Genomic DNA, 14,634 nt, shown 5'->3' on the forward strand with positions numbered 1-14,634 from the left:
CAGTACATGCAGCATATGGTGAGCCCAACACAGACATCGAACAGGCCAAGGCCGCCGGGACAGGCAGTCGTCTCGCGTTTGGCCTGCTTGGCGGTTCAGCCCATTCTCGCGCGTGTGGTCCGTAGGGTCGCGCAGGAACATCCTGCGCTGTTTGCCCGACTTGGCCCGTATCAAAGCGCCGATTTCCTGATCGACCCGATCGAGCTGCCGTTCGCGCTGCATCTGCGTCCAGATCCTCAGAACCTGAGCTTTCGTGCCGTACCGCGGTCGATGCTGCCTGACGCAACAGCCATTATCCGAGGGCGGTTCCTGCTGCTGTTGGAGCTGGTTGATGCGGAACAGGACGGCGACGCGGCCTTTTTCTCGCGCGATTTGGAGATCACAGGAGATACCGAGGCCGTCGTCCGTTTGCGCAATGCATTGGACGACATGGATGGATCCATCGCTCAGGAGGCTGCGGACATGTTCGGCCCGCCTGGCCGCGCGATCCTGTCCCGGTTGCGCCGAAATTACCAAGAAGTAGAAGGAGCGACTGCTTCATGAGCCTCGCCGAATTGATATGCCCCGCCGGAACTCCCGCTGCCCTGCGCACAGCGGTCGATGCCGGGGCCGACGCCGTCTATTGCGGCTTTCAGGACGCCACCAACGCCCGAAATTTTCCGGGGCTGAATTTCACGCCGCAGGAATTGGAGGAGGCGGTCGCTTATGCCCATGCCAAGGGTGCCAAGGTCCTTCTGGCACTCAACACTTATCCCCCGGCGGGCAAGGTCGACCTTTGGCGGCACGCTGCCGACACCGGTGCGCGGATCGGCGTTGATGCCTTCATCGTGGCTGATATGGGCGTGGCCGACTACATCGCCCGAACCCATCCACAGATGCGCTTGCACCTGTCGGTACAGGCTGCAGCGTCGTCACCCGAGGCGATCCGCTACTATTGCGAGAATTTCGGTGTCAAACGCGTGGTCCTGCCCCGTATTTTGACCATTCCCGAGATCCGGCAGATCCGAAAAGAAATCCCCTGTGAGATCGAAACCTTCATCTTCGGAAATCACGGTCTGATGGTCGAAGGGCGCTGCAGCCTGACGAACTATCTGACCGGGCAGTCCACGAACCTCGATGGCGTCTGTTCGCCGGCGTCCGACGTGGAGTACGTGCGCGATGCCGATGGTTCGATGTCATCGAGGTTGGCTGGCTTTACCATCGACCGGTTCGGGCCAGATGAGAAGGCCGGTTATCCGACGATTTGCAAAGGCCGCTATCAGGTCGCACATCGTCCGGACGGGTACTATGCGTTCGAGGAACCGATCAGCCTGAACCTGGCCCGCCTTCTGCCTGAGTTGATCGATGCCGGGGTGCATGCGTTCAAGATCGAAGGGCGGCAAAGGTCCAAGAGTTATGTCCGGTCCGTGGTGTCTGCATTTCGAAACGCTGTCGACGATATCCGGGCGGGTCGCGAAGCGGATATCGGGAACCTCGTCGCACTGACCGAGGGTCAGAAACAGACGCAAGGCGCTTTTGCCACGAAGAAATGGCGGTGAAACGATGACGAAACTTACATTGGGCCCGATCGCCTATCACTGGTCGGCCGACCAACGCCGGGATTTCTATGCGCGTGTCGCCGACGAAGCTCCGGTGGATGAGGTCTATCTGGGCGAGGTCATCTGTTCAAAACGCGCCCCGTTCCAAGAGGCTGACCTGCCGTCCATCATCGAAAGGCTCGAACGGGCGGGCAAAAAGGTGATTTTGTCCTCCTTGGCCGAAGTGATGCTGAAGCGAGAGCGCAAGGCCACCGAAGACCTGTCTGAGATGGAGTCGCCCGAGATCGAAATCAACAACGCTGCGGGACTGTATGCACGCGGTACGCGACCGCATCGCATCGGCCCATTCATGAATGCCTATAACGAGGCCACAATCCGCTGGATGGCGTCAAAGGGGGCGGCGCATGTCTGCCTGCCCACCGAGTTGCCAGCGCCCTCGATCGCCGTCGCGGCGCGAATGGCGCGCGACTTGGGTCTCGGGGTTGAAGTGCAGGTCTTTGGCCGGGCGTCGCTGGCCGTTTCGGCGCGGTGCTATCACGCGCGCTCGCACGGGCGGACAAAGGACAATTGCCAATTCGTCTGCGAAGAAGACCCCGACGGGATGCCACTGCGTACGAGGGATGAGCAGCCGATCCTGCGCATCAACGGGATCCAGACCCAATCCGAAGGGTATCTGATCCTGCTGCAGGAACTGCCCCAACTGGTTGCCGATGGTGTGAGCCATCTGCGATTGATGCCTCAGGCCGTGGACATGGTCGCCGTCGCCGAGGTTTACCGGGCGGTGCTGGATCAAAGCATGTCGACCGAGGCGGCCGAAGCCCGGTTGCGGCAGGTTTGTGCGGATACGCCGTTCAGCAACGGGTTCTACCACGGTCAGGCCGGCTATCGCAGGATAGCCCAGGCGTCCCTTGCATGATCGGAAACCATGCTGTCCTCGCCTCATCGGATCATGTTTCCTGCGGCGGGGGCGGCTGCCCTTTTGGGGGTGAGCGGCCTGTTTCTGGGGCAGGATTTCATCACCTATTGGTCGCCGTTGCTGGGGCTGTACGCCTGGCATGCGCATGAAATGCTGTTCGGCTTCGTCGGCGCTGCATTTGCGGGCTATTCGCTGACGGCGATGCGCAGCTGGTCGGGGGGCGGTTCTGTCTCGCCGACCGGCTGTTTGTTGCTGTTCGCGCTTTGGGCGATGTCCCGATTGGCTGCCATCGGTGCGATCGGGGGCGAACCCATGTTCATCGTCCCAACGGGCACGGCGTTCTTGCTCTTTCTCGCCGGTCGTATCGCTTGGGCTGCACTGCACGCGCGCGCGGTTGCCGGAGTGCTGCAGGCGTTTTTCGCTCTTTTCCTGGCCATCTGCCAGCTGGCCTTTCTAACTGGGTCTGCGCCGTCCTTCTCCTCAGTTTTGCTTGTGGCACTTTTGGTGTCGGTTGTCGGTGGGCGCATGATCGCTGCTTTCACATGGAATTGGACGCACCAAAGCCCAACCGCCGCGCAAAAGTTTCGGTGCGCGAGGGCATTGGGGGACGCTTCGGCGGCAGCTCTGGCTTTGACTGCGGTGCTTTTCGGACTTGTTTCCGTCGCCGATGGTCCGCTTATCGGCGTCCTTCTTGTGATCTGCACCGGGTGCGAAGGTGGGCGTCTGTGGCTCTGGCATTCAACGGCAGTTCTTCAGGATGGATTGCTGGCGATGCTTCATATTGCCTTTGCGTGGTTGCCCGCTGGTCTGTCCCTGTTGGCGGCTTCGCTGTACTTCCCCGACTTGCTGGCGGCGCATGATGCGTTGCACGTTCTGACGGTCGGAGCGGTCAGCTGCGCGATCTATGCCGTAGCTGCCCGTGCGGTCGCGCGCCGTTGCGGCCGGCTGCGCCCCAGCGCGATCGATAGTATTGGATATGCTTTGCTGTGCCTTGCCGCGGTTTTGCGGGCGTCCTCTGCAGACGTGCCCGCGGCCCTGGCTTGGGGAGCATGTTGGGCAGTGTTCCTCTGGCGGCACGTCCAAGCGTTGGGCCGCCCGCTCGAGCGACCCGTGTTCAGCGGTCGGGCCAGCAACAGGATAGATCCGGGCGTCGCCGATCAGTTGCCCTGATTGCGTGCCTCGAGCCGTTCAAGGTTCACGACGGTCGACAGCATCAGCCGGTCATGGCTCCAGTCCTGAGTCTGGCGGATCGTGGCTGCACCCAAGGCCAGCAGAACAGCGAACAACAGGGCTGAACCCAGGAACATTGCCGGCAACGGTGCCGAGAACGAGGGCGCATCGGCCAGCGCGATCACGCGCTGTTTCAGAACCCGTTTGGCCTTGCCACCAGAGACCAGCGCCACGTTCAAAACCCGTGGCCGGCCTTGTGCGACGGTGCGGGCGCAATAGCTCAGCAGGCAATCGGTATAGTCGCGCGCGTCGATCCCGCGCCGGGTGACGACGGACTGGTCGCAGGCCAGTTCGCGCAATCGGCTGAACTGGTATTTTAAAACCCAGTAGGCAGGGTTCCAGAACAGCAGCGGTCGCACGGCCTCAAACGCAATCTCCCATTCGACATCCCGGGCGCGAACGTGCTGCAATTCATGCGCCAGGGCAAATCGCAGTTCACGGGGGGTGTCCAACAGATGGCTGGGCAGAACGACATGGCGACGACGCGCCCCGCGCACGGCAAATGGAACCGTGATCCGATCGGACAAGCGGATGTCCACGTTGGCCGAACGCCGCCACAGGAAGCTGGAAACCACCGTATCGCGGATCGCCAGCGCATCCCGGACGGTGCGGACCAGCATCCGGAGGGCGGCCAGGGCCAGCAGCACCAGCACGGCCGTCACAAGGGCGCTTTGTCCGGACAGAACCGTGTCGACCCAACGTTCGCGCGTGTTCAGCAGAGCTTCGAATTGTGTAGCCGGCATCGCGATTTCACCGCGCAAATACGCCGCTACCGCAATATCACCGATGGAAACGGCCTGACCCGGCCAGAAAAAACCGGCGGCTGCCGTGACCCCAAGGGCCAGAACAGGGCTGAGCATGACGCAGACGCAAAGAACCTTCAGCACGCGCAGCTGTGTCATGTAGTCGTGCCGCAGACGCGTTCGGGCCACGGCCATGCGGGCGCACAGCCAGATGAGTGCTGAAAGAACCAGCACCACGTTCAGGTCGAGAAATACATCGAGAACCGGTTTAACCGCTGTCATTTTGCAGTCTCCTCTCTACCAGTGCTCGAATTTCCTCCAGATCAGCTTCGGTCAGGCCGGCGTCGTCGACAAGTCGTGCCACCAGCGAGGCCGGGGTGTCATCGAACAACGTGCGGGACAGGTTCTGCAGCGACCGCGCCTGATAGGTGTCCTTCTCAAGCAGCGGACGGTAGATCAGGGTTTTGCCATTCTTGCGGCTTTGGACAAATCCCTTTTCATCCAGGATACGCAGGATCGTCGCGCCCGAGGTGTAGGCTAGGTTCCGCTCGGGCGGCAGCCGGTCCAGCACGTCGCGCACCGAGCCTTCGCCAAGTGCCCAGAGCTCGTTCATGAACTCCAGTTCGACCTCGGTCAGCAGATTTCCTGTCTTTCTCTTTCGCATCGGTCTCGGTGTCACCATTTTGCCTGTTATGCTTGCCAGACAAGCATCCTTTCGCGGTTACGCAAAGCCTAAACTTTCCAGAAAACGAAAATGCCCCAGCCGATCGACAGGAAAAGCGGGGTCCAGACCGGTTGGCCGACCAGCCCCAGCCACGCCAGAAAGATGTAGGCCGAACCCAGCAGGGTGATGAACAGCCGGTCGCCCAACGTGGTGGTCAGGCCCAGCACGCCCCGGCGTTCGATCCCGTCGCGGAACTTGACCACCTCGAGCACGCCGATCAGGGCGATAGCCGAGAAGATGCCCACGAAAACCGCCAGCGTTGCCGGGGTCCAGGCCATCCAGAAATCGGGCCACAACGGGTCGGTCCATGAAAAGCCCTTGGGTTCTTCCTGACCGACATTGCCCCAGCCGGCCTTGGCTTGCGCTAGCGCCGAGGACGGGGCGAGCAGGGAGAGGGAAAGAAGGAGTTTGCGCATGTCGAACCTCATACACGTCCCATCGCGAAGCCGCGCGCGATGTAGTTGCGGACAAACCAGATGACGATGGCGCCGGGGATGATGGTCAGGGTGCCGGCGGCGGCCAGCAGGCCCAGCTCGTAGCCGGCGCTGGACGCGGTACGGGTCATCACGGCGGCGATGGGTTTGGCCTCGACCGCTGTCAGGGTCTTGGCCAGCAGCATTTCCACCCACGAGAACATGAAGCAGAAGAACGCCGCCACGCCCACGCCCGCCTTGATATTGGGCAGGAAGATCGTGACGAAGAACCGGGGGAAGGAATAGCCGTCGACATAGGCGGTTTCATCCAGCTCTTTCGGGATGCCGCGCATGAAACCTTCCAGGATCCACACCGCCAGCGGTACGTTGAACAGCGTGTGCGCCAGCGCCACCGCCAGGTAGGTGTCGAACAGATGGATCGACGAATACAGCTGGAAGAAGGGCAGGGCGAACACGGCCGCCGGGGCCATGCGGTTGGTCAGCAGCCAGAAGAACAGCTGCTTGTCGCCCAGGAACCGATAGCGCGAGAACGCGTAGGCCGCGGGCAAGGCCACGCAGACCGAAAGCACCGTGTTGATCGTCACATAGGTGATCGAGTTGATATACCCCCAATACCACGTCGGATCGGTGAAGATGGTGATGTAATTCTCCAGCGTAAAGGTCTGGGGAAACAGGGAAAAGCCTGAAAGGATCTCGTTCGTGGTCTTGAAGGACATCGCCACCAGCCAATAGATCGGCAGCATCAGGAACGCGATATACAGGATCGGGATGAGAGACCGCTTCTTCATTGCGCGTCATCCTTTGTCATGAGGGTGTAGAAGACCCAGGAAACCAGCAACGTGATGGCGAAATAGATCAGGCTCATCGCGGCCGCGGGGCCAAGGTCGAACTGTCCCAGCGCGATCTTCACCAGGTCGATCGACAGCAGAGTGGTCGAGTTGCCGGGGCCGCCCCCGGTCAAAACGAAGGGTTCGGTGTAGATGTTGAAACTGTCCATGAACCGCAGCAGCACCGCGATGGTCAGAACCGTCTTCATCTTTGGGAGTTGGATATAGCGGAACACGGACCAAGGGCTTGCACCATCGATCTTGGCCGCCTGGTAATAGGCGTCAGGGATCGAAACCAGACCAGCATAGCACAGCAGCACCACCAACGAGGTCCAGTGCCAGACATCCATCACCACGATAGTGATCCAGGCCGACAGCGGCTGTTGGGTCATGTCATAGTTGATGCCCAGCACGTCGTTCAGGAAATACCCCAGCAGGCCGATCTTGGGCAGGGTGAAGATGTTCCACATCGAGCCGACCACGTTCCACGGGATCAGCATCGGCAGGGCCATCAGGACCAGGCAGACCGGCACCCAGAAGCCCTTGCGCGGCATCGACAGGGCCACGATGATGCCCAGCGGCACCTCGATCATCAAGATCAGCGCGGTGAACAGGAACTGCCGCCCCAGCGCCGCCTGGAACCGGTCGGACCGCAGGATCTGTTCGAACCAGCCCAGCCCTTCCCAGAAGAACTGGTTGTTGCCAAAGGTTTCCTGCACCGAGTAGTTGACCACCGTCATCATCGGCACCAGCGCGTTGAACGCCACCAGCGCCAGCACCGGCAGGACAAAGAACCACGCTTTCTGGTTTTCCGTTCTCATCGGGCGCGCTCCTCGGTTGCGATCCAGCCGTCGCGATACACGCGCGTCTGTTCAGGTTTGAATTTCAGAAAGACTTGCGATCCGGGCTCGGGGGGCGCGTGTTCGGTCACCGCCTTCAACGCGGTGTTGCCGACCATGGCACTGACCACAAAATGCCGGCCGATATCGGCCACCTTGGTGACATGGGCCGGAATGCCCTCGGGGCCGAAACCCACATATTCGGGCCGGATGCCCAGATCTGTGCGGCCGCCACTGCCGCTGACCGGACCTTCCAGCGCCACCTCGTGCCCTTCGAACAGGGCACGATCGCCGCGGGCTTCGCAGGGCAGAACGTTCATGCCGGGCGAGCCGATGAAATGGCCCACGAACGTGTGCTGCGGGCGTTCGAACAGCTCGACCGGGGTGCCGATCTGGACCACTTCGCCTTCCTGCATCACCACGACCTCGTCGGCGAAGGTCAGCGCTTCGGTCTGGTCGTGGGTGACATAGATCATCGTCGCCTTGACGCGCTGGTGCAGCTCTTTCAGCTTGGACCGCAGCTTCCATTTCAGATGCGGGTCGATCACGGTCAATGGCTCGTCGAACATCACCGCGTTCACGTCGTCGCGGACCAGACCGCGGCCCATCGAGATCTTCTGCTTGTTGTCCGGGCTGAGGCCGCTGGCGCGGGTGTTCAGCATGTCGGTGACATCCAGCATCTCGGCGATTTCGTCGACGCGGCGCTTTATCGTCGCCGGATCGACGCCGCGGTTCTTGAGCGGAAAGGCCAGGTTCTCGCCCACGGTCATCGTGTCGTAGATCACCGGAAACTGGAACACCTGCGCGATGTTGCGCTGATCCGGGGGCAGGGTGGTCACGTCGCGGTCGTCGAACAGGATCTGCCCCTCGGACGGGGTCAGCAGGCCCGAGATGATGTTCAGCAGCGTGGACTTTCCGCAGCCCGATGGCCCCAGCAGAGCATAGGCCCCGCCATCACGCCAGGTCACGTCGATTTCTTTCAGCGCATAATCCTGTGGGCCTTGCGGCGATGGCATGTAGCTGTGTTTGAGGTTTGCAAGCTTGATCTGTGCCATGTCAGGCCACCCTTTTGCCGTCTTGGCCGAAATACCGGCAATGGGCCGGGTTCATGTAGAATGTGTGGTCCTCGCCCACCTGATAGGGGTGGACCCCTGCGGCCAGAGACACCCAGGCTTCCTCGCCATGTTGGAAATGCGCGCTGGAGTCGGACCCGGAGAGCTCGGTCACGATCACGCGGCCGGTCAGTTCAACGTCGGCGTCAGAAGCCTTGAGCGGAGTAACACGGTGCGGACGCACAGCGACCATGTATTCGCCATCGGCAATTCCGGACACCGTCCATCCACCTCCGCCAGCCAGGCGCGCTTGGGCACCGGCGACCGTGACGCGGGCCACGTTGATGGGCGGGTCGGAAAACACCCGCGCGGCGGCGAGGTTTTCGGGGTTGCGATAGATGTCCGCCGTCGGGCCGAACTGGGTCACGCGGCCGTCTTCCATCAAGGCGGTGTAGCCGCCCAGCAGCAGCGCCTCTTCGGGTTCGGACGTGGCATAGACCACCACGGCGCCGCGCCCGGCGAACAGCTCGGGCAGTTGCTCGCGCAATTCCTCGCGCAGCTTGTAGTCCAGGTTGGCCAGCGGCTCGTCCAGGAACACGGCGCGGCTGTCCTTGGCGATGGCGCGGGCCAGTGCGGTGCGTTGCTGTTGGCCGCCTGACAGTTCATGCGGACGACGGTGCAGCATCGGGCGCAGTTGCAGCAGGTCGGCGGCCTCTTCCACGCGGCCTTCGATCTCGGATTGCGCCATTCCGGCAACGCGCAGGGGCGATGCAATGTTGTCGAATACAGTCATATGCGGGTAGTTCACGAAGAACTGGTGCACGAGGCTGATCTTGCGTTTTTGTGTGCTCAGCCGGGTCACGTCCTGCCCATCCATCAGGACCTTGCCCGAGGCAATCGGATCCAGGCCGGCCATCATCTTGATCAGAGAGGTCTTGCCCGACCCGGTCGCGCCCAGCAGCACGTTGAAATGGCCGGTCTGCAGCGTCAGGGACGTGGGTTTGATATGGGTAACGGTGCCGACCCGCTTGGTTGCGTTTTGTAGTTCGATCATGTCCGTGGGTTCCGATCCCGCAGCGCGTGGCAACGCTGTTTGGTCTTGGTTGGCAAGGGGCGCCGGTACCGGCGCCCCCCGGGGAGTAGTGGCTTACTGGGACTGCCAGCGTGCCACCAGTTCGTCGTAGTTGACGGTCTGGCCTTGCGGCTTCTCGTTCTCCAGCTTGGCTTTCGGCGCGCCCGGCTTCTCCAGCCAGAAGGCCGGATCCTGCGGTTCGTTCAGGCGCGGACCACAGCCGCCGTAGACGCCGGCGCTTTCATCCGCGGCCTGCATGCGGGCCATGGTGATGTCCATCTCTTCAGCCAGACGGTCCATCGCTTCCTGCGGAGTGAAGGCGCCCGAGTTCACGTCACCGATCTGCTGCCACCAGATTTGGGCCAGCTTCGGATAGTCGGGAACGTTGATGCCGGTCGGCGACCACGCCACGCGGTCGGGCGAGCGGTAGAACTCGACCAGGCCACCCAGCTTGGATGCGCGTTCGGTGAACGACTCGTGGTTGACCGAGCTGTCGCGGATGAAGGTCAGACCCACATGGGACTTCTTCACATCGACAGTCTTGGACGTCACGAACTGAGCGTACAGCCACGCGGCCTGTGCCCGATCCGACGGGGTGGACTTCAGGAAAGTCCACGATCCCACATCCTGATAGCCAACCTTCTGGCCTTCTTCCCAATAGGGGCCATGCGGGCTGGGCGCCATCCGCCACAGCGGGTTGCCCTCATCATCGACGGTATTGTTGCCTTCGGACTTGGGCTTGACCATGTCGGCGGTAAAGGCCGTGTACCAGAAAATCTGTTGGGCCACGTTGCCTTGCGACAGAGCGGGCAGCGACTGGTAGAAGTCGTAGGACGCCGCACCCGGAGGCGCATAGGCCCGCAACCACTCGTCCCATTTGCGGATCGCGTAAACGGCCGCCGGGCCGTTTGCGGCACCGCCCCGCGACACCGAGGCGCCGACCGGGTTACAGGTGCCCGCTTCCATGCGGATGCCCCATTCGTCGACGGGCACACCGTTCGGCTCGCCCTTGTCGCCGGCACCGGCCATCGACAGCCAGGCGTCGGTCATCCGCCAGCCAAGGTCAGGCGCGCGCTTGCCGTAATCCATGTGGCCATAGATCGCGACACCGTCGACTTCCTTCACGTCATTGGTGAAGAATTCGGCGATATCCTCGTAGGCAGACCAATTGACCGGAACGCCCAGATCATAGCCGTATTTTTCCTTGAATGCGGCCTTGTTGGCTTCGTCATCGAACCAGTCCTTGCGGAACCAGTACAGGTTGGCGAATTGCTGGTCGGGCAGCTGGTACAGCTTGCCGTCGGGACCGGTGGTGAACTGGATACCCATGAAGTCATCCAGGTCCAGCGTCGGCGAGGTTGTCGCCGCCCAATCACCCGCCATCATATCCGACAGGGGATAGGCCAGTTGCAGGCGCGAGTGCGTGCCGATCAAGTCACTGTCGTTGACATAGCCGTCATACAGGTTCCGTCCGGTCTGCATCTGCGTCTGGACGGCCTGAACGACCTCACCTTCACCCAGGATCTGGTGGTTGACCTTGATGCCGGTGATTTCCTCGAACGCCTTCGTCAGAACTTCGGATTCATACGAGTGGGTCGGGATACCTTCGGACAGAACGTTGATCTCCATCCCGGCATACGGTTCGGCAGCGTTGATGAACCACTGCATTTCCGCCATCTGCTCGTCTTTCGACAAGGTGGATGGTTGGAACTCGTCGTCGACCCACCGCTGTGCTGCGGCTTCGTCGGCCCAAACAGGACCGTGCCCCGCAATGACGGCAGCCGCCGCCACTGCGGACAAAAGATGTTTCCGCATCTTTCTCCTCCCAAAATTTATGGTTCTCCGGCGCGAACCGGATGACGAACAGCATCAGCGATTTTTCGCGAGTCTGTCAAACTAAAAAATTAGTAAATGGCGAAATTGGTCTGTTCGACCCAACGAAGTCAACGACTATAGCCTTGAAAATATATGGTTTTTTACCCACCCGACGTGGCGTCATCGGCTAGGCGAAAAGAGCATACCAATGACGCTTCGTTATGGATTTTTTGGCGTCACCGCTTGGTCGAGCTGCAAATCTGGATGCAGAAAGTCGCCGCAGTGGTAGCGCGCGATTTGCGTTTCTCGGGGGTGAAAATGGCAGCCCGTAGGGGAATCGAACCCCTCTTTCCAGGTTGAAAACCTGGCGTCCTAACCGATAGACGAACGGGCCACGTCAGCATTGCCCAAGCACAAGTGGCAGCCCGTAGGGGAATCGAACCCCTCTTTCCAGGTTGAAAACCTGGCGTCCTAACCGATAGACGAACGGGCCACGCTGGCTTGTGGAGGGCCTTTTACGGATTACGCCCCCCACCCGCAAGACGAAAAACGCACGGCCAGGAAACTTTTTTGCGGGTCAAAAAAGGCAGTGGCGTCAGCGGTCAATTTGCATCGGCCGCGTCTTCCAGGCGCAACTGCACGCTTTGCCTTCCACCCCATGTATTGACCTCGAGCCGACCGGCAAAATGGAACCGCGCGCCACCGTGATTTGACAGCCTTTCGCCCATCGGTCCGTCAAAGGCACCAAATGCAATCGCGTCCAGCCCACCACCCATTCCGTCCGACAGCGACAGCTTCAGATGGGTTTCGCCGACCCGCTTGGCAAAGCGGACCTGCAGGTCGGGCATTGCAAACCGAGGGGCAGGGGCTCCGGCGCCAAATGGGCCGGCCTGCTCGATCTTTTCGATCAGATCAACCGAGGCCGCCCCGGGCATCAGCGCACCGTCCAGCTTGAGGTCGGCAGGACCGGCTTGGCCCGCCCCCTGTTTTGCCAGCAACTCCGAGAGTCTCTCCATCGCCGGTTCCAGCTGGTCGCGCATCACGGTCAGACCTGCGGCCATCTTGTGACCGCCGCCCTTGACCAACAAACCCTCGGCGGCCAACCGGTGGATTGATGCACCAAGATCGACACCCGAGACCGAACGGCCCGAGCCTTTGCCTTCGTCACCGTCGAAACCAATCACGACGGCGGGACGGTTCGACGCCTCTTTCAGGCGAGCCGCCACGATCCCAACGACGCCGGGATGCCAGCCGTCACCTGCAGCCCACACCAGCGGCGCATCCAATCCACGTTCTTCGGCCTGCGCCAGCGCCGCGGCGCGGACCGCATTCTCGATGTCGCGCCGTTCGGTATTCAGGTCATCAAGGCGCCGGGACAAGGCCTCGGCCTCGGTCACCGAGTCGGTGCTGAGCAGCCGCGCGCCGAGGTCTGCCTGCCCGACCCGGCCGCCGGCATTGATGCGCGGCCCAAGCAGAAAACCCAGATGGTAACTGTTGGGCGCCGAATCCATGCGCGCCACTTCGGACAGCGCAACCAGTCCGGGGCGTTGCCGCTGCCCCATCACTTTCAAACCCTGCTGAACCAGCGCCCTGTTGACCCCGATCAGAGGTGCCACGTCTGCCACGGTCGCCAGCGCGACCAAGTCCAGCACCGTCATCAGGTCCGGGCCTTGGGCGTTGGCCTCGCGCAGTTGGCGCCCGGCCTCGACCAGCATCAGAAAGACAACGGTTGCAGCACACAGATGGGCCAGGTCACCGCTTTCATCCTGGCGGTTGGGGTTCACCACGGCCACGCAATCCGGCAGCGTTTCGGCGCCCAGGTGGTGATCGAGAACGATCACATCGGCCCCCTTGGCTGCGGCAATTGCTTCGTGGCTTAGCGTGCCGCAGTCAACGCAGATGATCAGATCATGCGTTTCAGCAAGCTGGCTCATGGCGGGGGCGTTGGGGCCATAGCCCTCGTCGATACGATCGGGCACATACAAGGTCGCCTGACGCCCCATCTGCCTGAGCCAAACCAGCAACAGGGCTGCCGAGCTGCCGCCGTCGACATCATAGTCGGCGAAAACGGCGATGCGCTGGTTGTCCCGTACCGCTTTCAGGAACCGCGTTGCGGCGATCTCCATGTCGCGCAGGCTGCGAGGATCGGGAAGAAGGTCGCGCAGTTTTGGAGACAGAAAGCTCTCGGCCTCCATCGGCGGGACACCTCGCCGTGCCAGCACCTGGCACAGGGGGCGGGGCAGGTCGGTCTGCTGGGCCAGCATCTCGGCGGCCCGGTCCAATTCAGGCGATGGACCAATCCACCGGCGGCCCGTCAAAGACTGTTCAACACCCAGAAAGCTCAATCCACTTCTCCTGAAAAGGGCCGAATCCTGTCGGACCCGGCCCTTGAACGGTTGTGTCTGCGGGGCCCCTCAGCCTTCGACATGCGGCCAAATGGGGGTGCGGTAGGACATGCGCCGCACCGATCCGGTTTTCGAGCGCATCAGCAGGGTCGTCGTCTCGACCCAACCGGGTTCCCGCTTGATCCGCGGCAGCAGCGACCCGCCGGTGACACCGGTCGCCGCAAAGATCACATCGGCGGTGACCATCTCGTCGCGGGCATAGACACGATCCAGATCGGTAATACCGGCTTTGGCTGCCCGACCGCGTTCATCATCATTTCGGAACATCAGACGTCCAAAGATCTGGCCACCCATGCATTTCAGCGCGGCGGCCGCCAGAACGCCTTCGGGCGCGCCACCCTGGCCCATGTACATGTCGATGCCGGTCGTCTCGGACTCGGCACAGTGCATGACGCCTGCAACGTCACCGTCGGTGATCAGGCGGATCGCAGCGCCGGTTTCGCGCACCTCGGCGATCATCGCTTCATGGCGCGGACGTTCCAGTATGCAAACGGTAATGTCCTCGGGGGTGCATCCTTTGGCCTTGGCCAGCGCCTCGACCCTTTCCCGCGGGGACATGTCCAGTGTCACCACGTTCTCGGGGAAGCCCGGGCCGATCGCCAGCTTGTCCATGTAGACGTCCGGCGCGTGCAGCATCGAACCGCGCGGACCCATCGCGATGACGGTCAAAGCGTTGGGCATATCTTTTGCGGTCAGCGTCGTACCCTCGAGCGGGTCCAGAGCGATGTCCACGCCCGGGCCGTTGCCGGTGCCGACCTCTTCGCCGATATACAGCATCGGCGCTTCGTCGCGTTCGCCTTCACCGATGACTACCACGCCAGCGATATCCAGCAGGTTCAGCTGTTCACGCATCGCGTTGACCGCGGCCTGGTCGGCGGCTTTCTCGTCCCCGCGTCCGACCAGCGAGGCCGAGGCCAGAGCAGCCTGCTCAGCCACGCGCGCAAGTCCAAGGGACAGAAGGCGGTCGTTGAAATCGATTTTGGCAGCGCTCATGCGATGTAATCCTTTGGTAAAGCGAAGACGTCCTGACTGGCATAGC

General features: G+C 61.8%; 14 protein-coding genes and 2 tRNA genes. 4 read left to right on the forward strand and 12 right to left on the reverse strand.

Annotation, left to right across the window (positions count from 1 at the left end; translation table 11 throughout):
- The first annotated feature begins 6 nt into the window (after positions 1 to 6).
- The 4 genes from ubiT to AC2FML_RS00585 are packed head-to-tail and all read left to right on the forward strand — an operon-like array spanning position 7 to position 3,624.
- Positions 7 to 543 carry a ubiquinone anaerobic biosynthesis accessory factor UbiT gene (gene ubiT / locus AC2FML_RS00570; protein WP_254435634.1) on the forward strand — a complete coding sequence of 179 codons (537 nt, stop codon included), beginning with the start codon at positions 7 to 9 and terminating at the stop codon, positions 541 to 543.
- The gene (gene ubiU / locus AC2FML_RS00575) at positions 540 to 1,538 is read left to right on the forward strand and encodes a ubiquinone anaerobic biosynthesis protein UbiU (protein ID WP_170357486.1); all 999 of its coding nucleotides are present in this window, start codon (positions 540 to 542) and stop codon (positions 1,536 to 1,538) included. Before ubiT ends, ubiU begins: the two co-directional genes overlap by 4 nt.
- Before the next feature lie 4 nt (positions 1,539 to 1,542).
- Positions 1,543 to 2,454 (forward strand): ubiquinone anaerobic biosynthesis protein UbiV, encoded by a 912-nt coding sequence (gene ubiV / locus AC2FML_RS00580; RefSeq protein ID WP_496781535.1) that lies wholly within the window; start codon positions 1,543 to 1,545, stop codon positions 2,452 to 2,454.
- Between the two features lie 9 nt (positions 2,455 to 2,463).
- Complete coding sequence (locus tag AC2FML_RS00585; RefSeq protein ID WP_496781536.1) at positions 2,464 to 3,624, forward strand: NnrS family protein; 1,161 nt, start codon at positions 2,464 to 2,466, stop codon at positions 3,622 to 3,624.
- On the opposite strand, the gene AC2FML_RS00590 is transcribed toward AC2FML_RS00585, so the two are convergent.
- The 12 genes from AC2FML_RS00590 to glpX all read right to left on the reverse strand — a co-directional run bounded on the left by AC2FML_RS00590 (position 3,612) and on the right by glpX (position 14,588).
- Positions 3,612 to 4,709, reverse strand: a complete 1,098-nt coding sequence (locus AC2FML_RS00590; protein ID WP_260065644.1) for a M56 family metallopeptidase — start codon at positions 4,707 to 4,709, stop codon at positions 3,612 to 3,614. The two genes, AC2FML_RS00585 and AC2FML_RS00590, sit on opposite strands and share 13 nt — an antisense overlap.
- Positions 4,696 to 5,091: a BlaI/MecI/CopY family transcriptional regulator gene (locus AC2FML_RS00595; RefSeq protein WP_170339764.1), complete on the reverse strand. Its 396-nt coding sequence runs from the start codon at positions 5,089 to 5,091 to the stop codon at positions 4,696 to 4,698. Before AC2FML_RS00595 ends, AC2FML_RS00590 begins: the two co-directional genes overlap by 14 nt.
- Before the next feature lie 68 nt (positions 5,092 to 5,159).
- Positions 5,160 to 5,429, reverse strand: a complete 270-nt coding sequence (locus AC2FML_RS00600) for a DUF2160 domain-containing protein (RefSeq protein ID WP_370797609.1) — start codon at positions 5,427 to 5,429, stop codon at positions 5,160 to 5,162.
- A 146-nt stretch (positions 5,430 to 5,575) separates the two neighbouring features.
- Positions 5,576 to 6,373: a carbohydrate ABC transporter permease gene (locus AC2FML_RS00605; protein ID WP_170339760.1), complete on the reverse strand. Its 798-nt coding sequence runs from the start codon at positions 6,371 to 6,373 to the stop codon at positions 5,576 to 5,578.
- Positions 6,370 to 7,233, reverse strand: coding sequence for a carbohydrate ABC transporter permease (locus AC2FML_RS00610; protein WP_005983941.1), 864 nt, complete (start codon positions 7,231 to 7,233; stop codon positions 6,370 to 6,372). Before AC2FML_RS00610 ends, AC2FML_RS00605 begins: the two co-directional genes overlap by 4 nt.
- The gene (locus AC2FML_RS00615; protein WP_170442344.1) at positions 7,230 to 8,306 is read right to left on the reverse strand and encodes an ABC transporter ATP-binding protein; all 1,077 of its coding nucleotides are present in this window, start codon (positions 8,304 to 8,306) and stop codon (positions 7,230 to 7,232) included. Before AC2FML_RS00615 ends, AC2FML_RS00610 begins: the two co-directional genes overlap by 4 nt.
- Position 8,307: 1 nt before the next feature.
- Positions 8,308 to 9,357, reverse strand: a complete 1,050-nt coding sequence (locus tag AC2FML_RS00620) for an ABC transporter ATP-binding protein (RefSeq protein WP_170528218.1) — start codon at positions 9,355 to 9,357, stop codon at positions 8,308 to 8,310.
- Positions 9,358 to 9,450: 93 nt separating this feature from the next.
- Positions 9,451 to 11,190 (reverse strand): ABC transporter substrate-binding protein, encoded by a 1,740-nt coding sequence (locus AC2FML_RS00625; protein WP_170433261.1) that lies wholly within the window; start codon positions 11,188 to 11,190, stop codon positions 9,451 to 9,453.
- 319 nt (positions 11,191 to 11,509) lie between these two features.
- Positions 11,510 to 11,584 (reverse strand) — tRNA-Glu (locus AC2FML_RS00630).
- A 24-nt stretch (positions 11,585 to 11,608) separates the two neighbouring features.
- A tRNA-Glu gene (locus AC2FML_RS00635) sits at positions 11,609 to 11,683 on the reverse strand.
- Positions 11,684 to 11,792: 109 nt separating this feature from the next.
- A complete protein-coding gene (gene recJ, locus AC2FML_RS00640; RefSeq protein ID WP_496781539.1) occupies positions 11,793 to 13,535 on the reverse strand; it encodes a single-stranded-DNA-specific exonuclease RecJ in 1,743 nt (580 codons plus the stop codon).
- 69 nt (positions 13,536 to 13,604) lie between these two features.
- Positions 13,605 to 14,588, reverse strand: coding sequence for a class II fructose-bisphosphatase (gene glpX / locus AC2FML_RS00645; protein WP_093961740.1), 984 nt, complete (start codon positions 14,586 to 14,588; stop codon positions 13,605 to 13,607).
- Between the last annotated feature and the right edge of the window lie 46 nt (positions 14,589 to 14,634).

The sequence above is a fragment of the Ruegeria sp. BHSC029 genome (genome assembly GCF_059613085.1).

Excerpts from the sequence above, each read along its gene's own strand:
- AC2FML_RS00625 (WP_170433261.1), bottom strand. The coding sequence starts at position 11,190 with ATGCGGAAACATCTTTTGTCCGCAGTGGCGGCGGCTGCCGTCATTGCG.
- AC2FML_RS00600 (WP_370797609.1), bottom strand. The coding sequence starts at position 5,429 with ATGGCCTGGACCCCGGCAACGCTGGCGGTTTTCGTGGGCATCTTCTCG.
- AC2FML_RS00595 (WP_170339764.1), bottom strand. The coding sequence starts at position 5,091 with ATGCGAAAGAGAAAGACAGGAAATCTGCTGACCGAGGTCGAACTGGAG.
- ubiV (WP_496781535.1), top strand. The coding sequence starts at position 1,543 with ATGACGAAACTTACATTGGGCCCGATCGCCTATCACTGGTCGGCCGAC.
- AC2FML_RS00590 (WP_260065644.1), bottom strand. The coding sequence starts at position 4,709 with ATGACAGCGGTTAAACCGGTTCTCGATGTATTTCTCGACCTGAACGTG.
- ubiT (WP_254435634.1), top strand. The coding sequence starts at position 7 with ATGCAGCATATGGTGAGCCCAACACAGACATCGAACAGGCCAAGGCCG.
- glpX (WP_093961740.1), bottom strand. The coding sequence starts at position 14,588 with ATGAGCGCTGCCAAAATCGATTTCAACGACCGCCTTCTGTCCCTTGGA.
- AC2FML_RS00605 (WP_170339760.1), bottom strand. The coding sequence starts at position 6,373 with ATGAAGAAGCGGTCTCTCATCCCGATCCTGTATATCGCGTTCCTGATG.
- ubiU (WP_170357486.1), top strand. The coding sequence starts at position 540 with ATGAGCCTCGCCGAATTGATATGCCCCGCCGGAACTCCCGCTGCCCTG.
- AC2FML_RS00615 (WP_170442344.1), bottom strand. The coding sequence starts at position 8,306 with ATGGCACAGATCAAGCTTGCAAACCTCAAACACAGCTACATGCCATCG.
- AC2FML_RS00620 (WP_170528218.1), bottom strand. The coding sequence starts at position 9,357 with ATGATCGAACTACAAAACGCAACCAAGCGGGTCGGCACCGTTACCCAT.
- AC2FML_RS00610 (WP_005983941.1), bottom strand. The coding sequence starts at position 7,233 with ATGAGAACGGAAAACCAGAAAGCGTGGTTCTTTGTCCTGCCGGTGCTG.
- AC2FML_RS00585 (WP_496781536.1), top strand. The coding sequence starts at position 2,464 with ATGCTGTCCTCGCCTCATCGGATCATGTTTCCTGCGGCGGGGGCGGCT.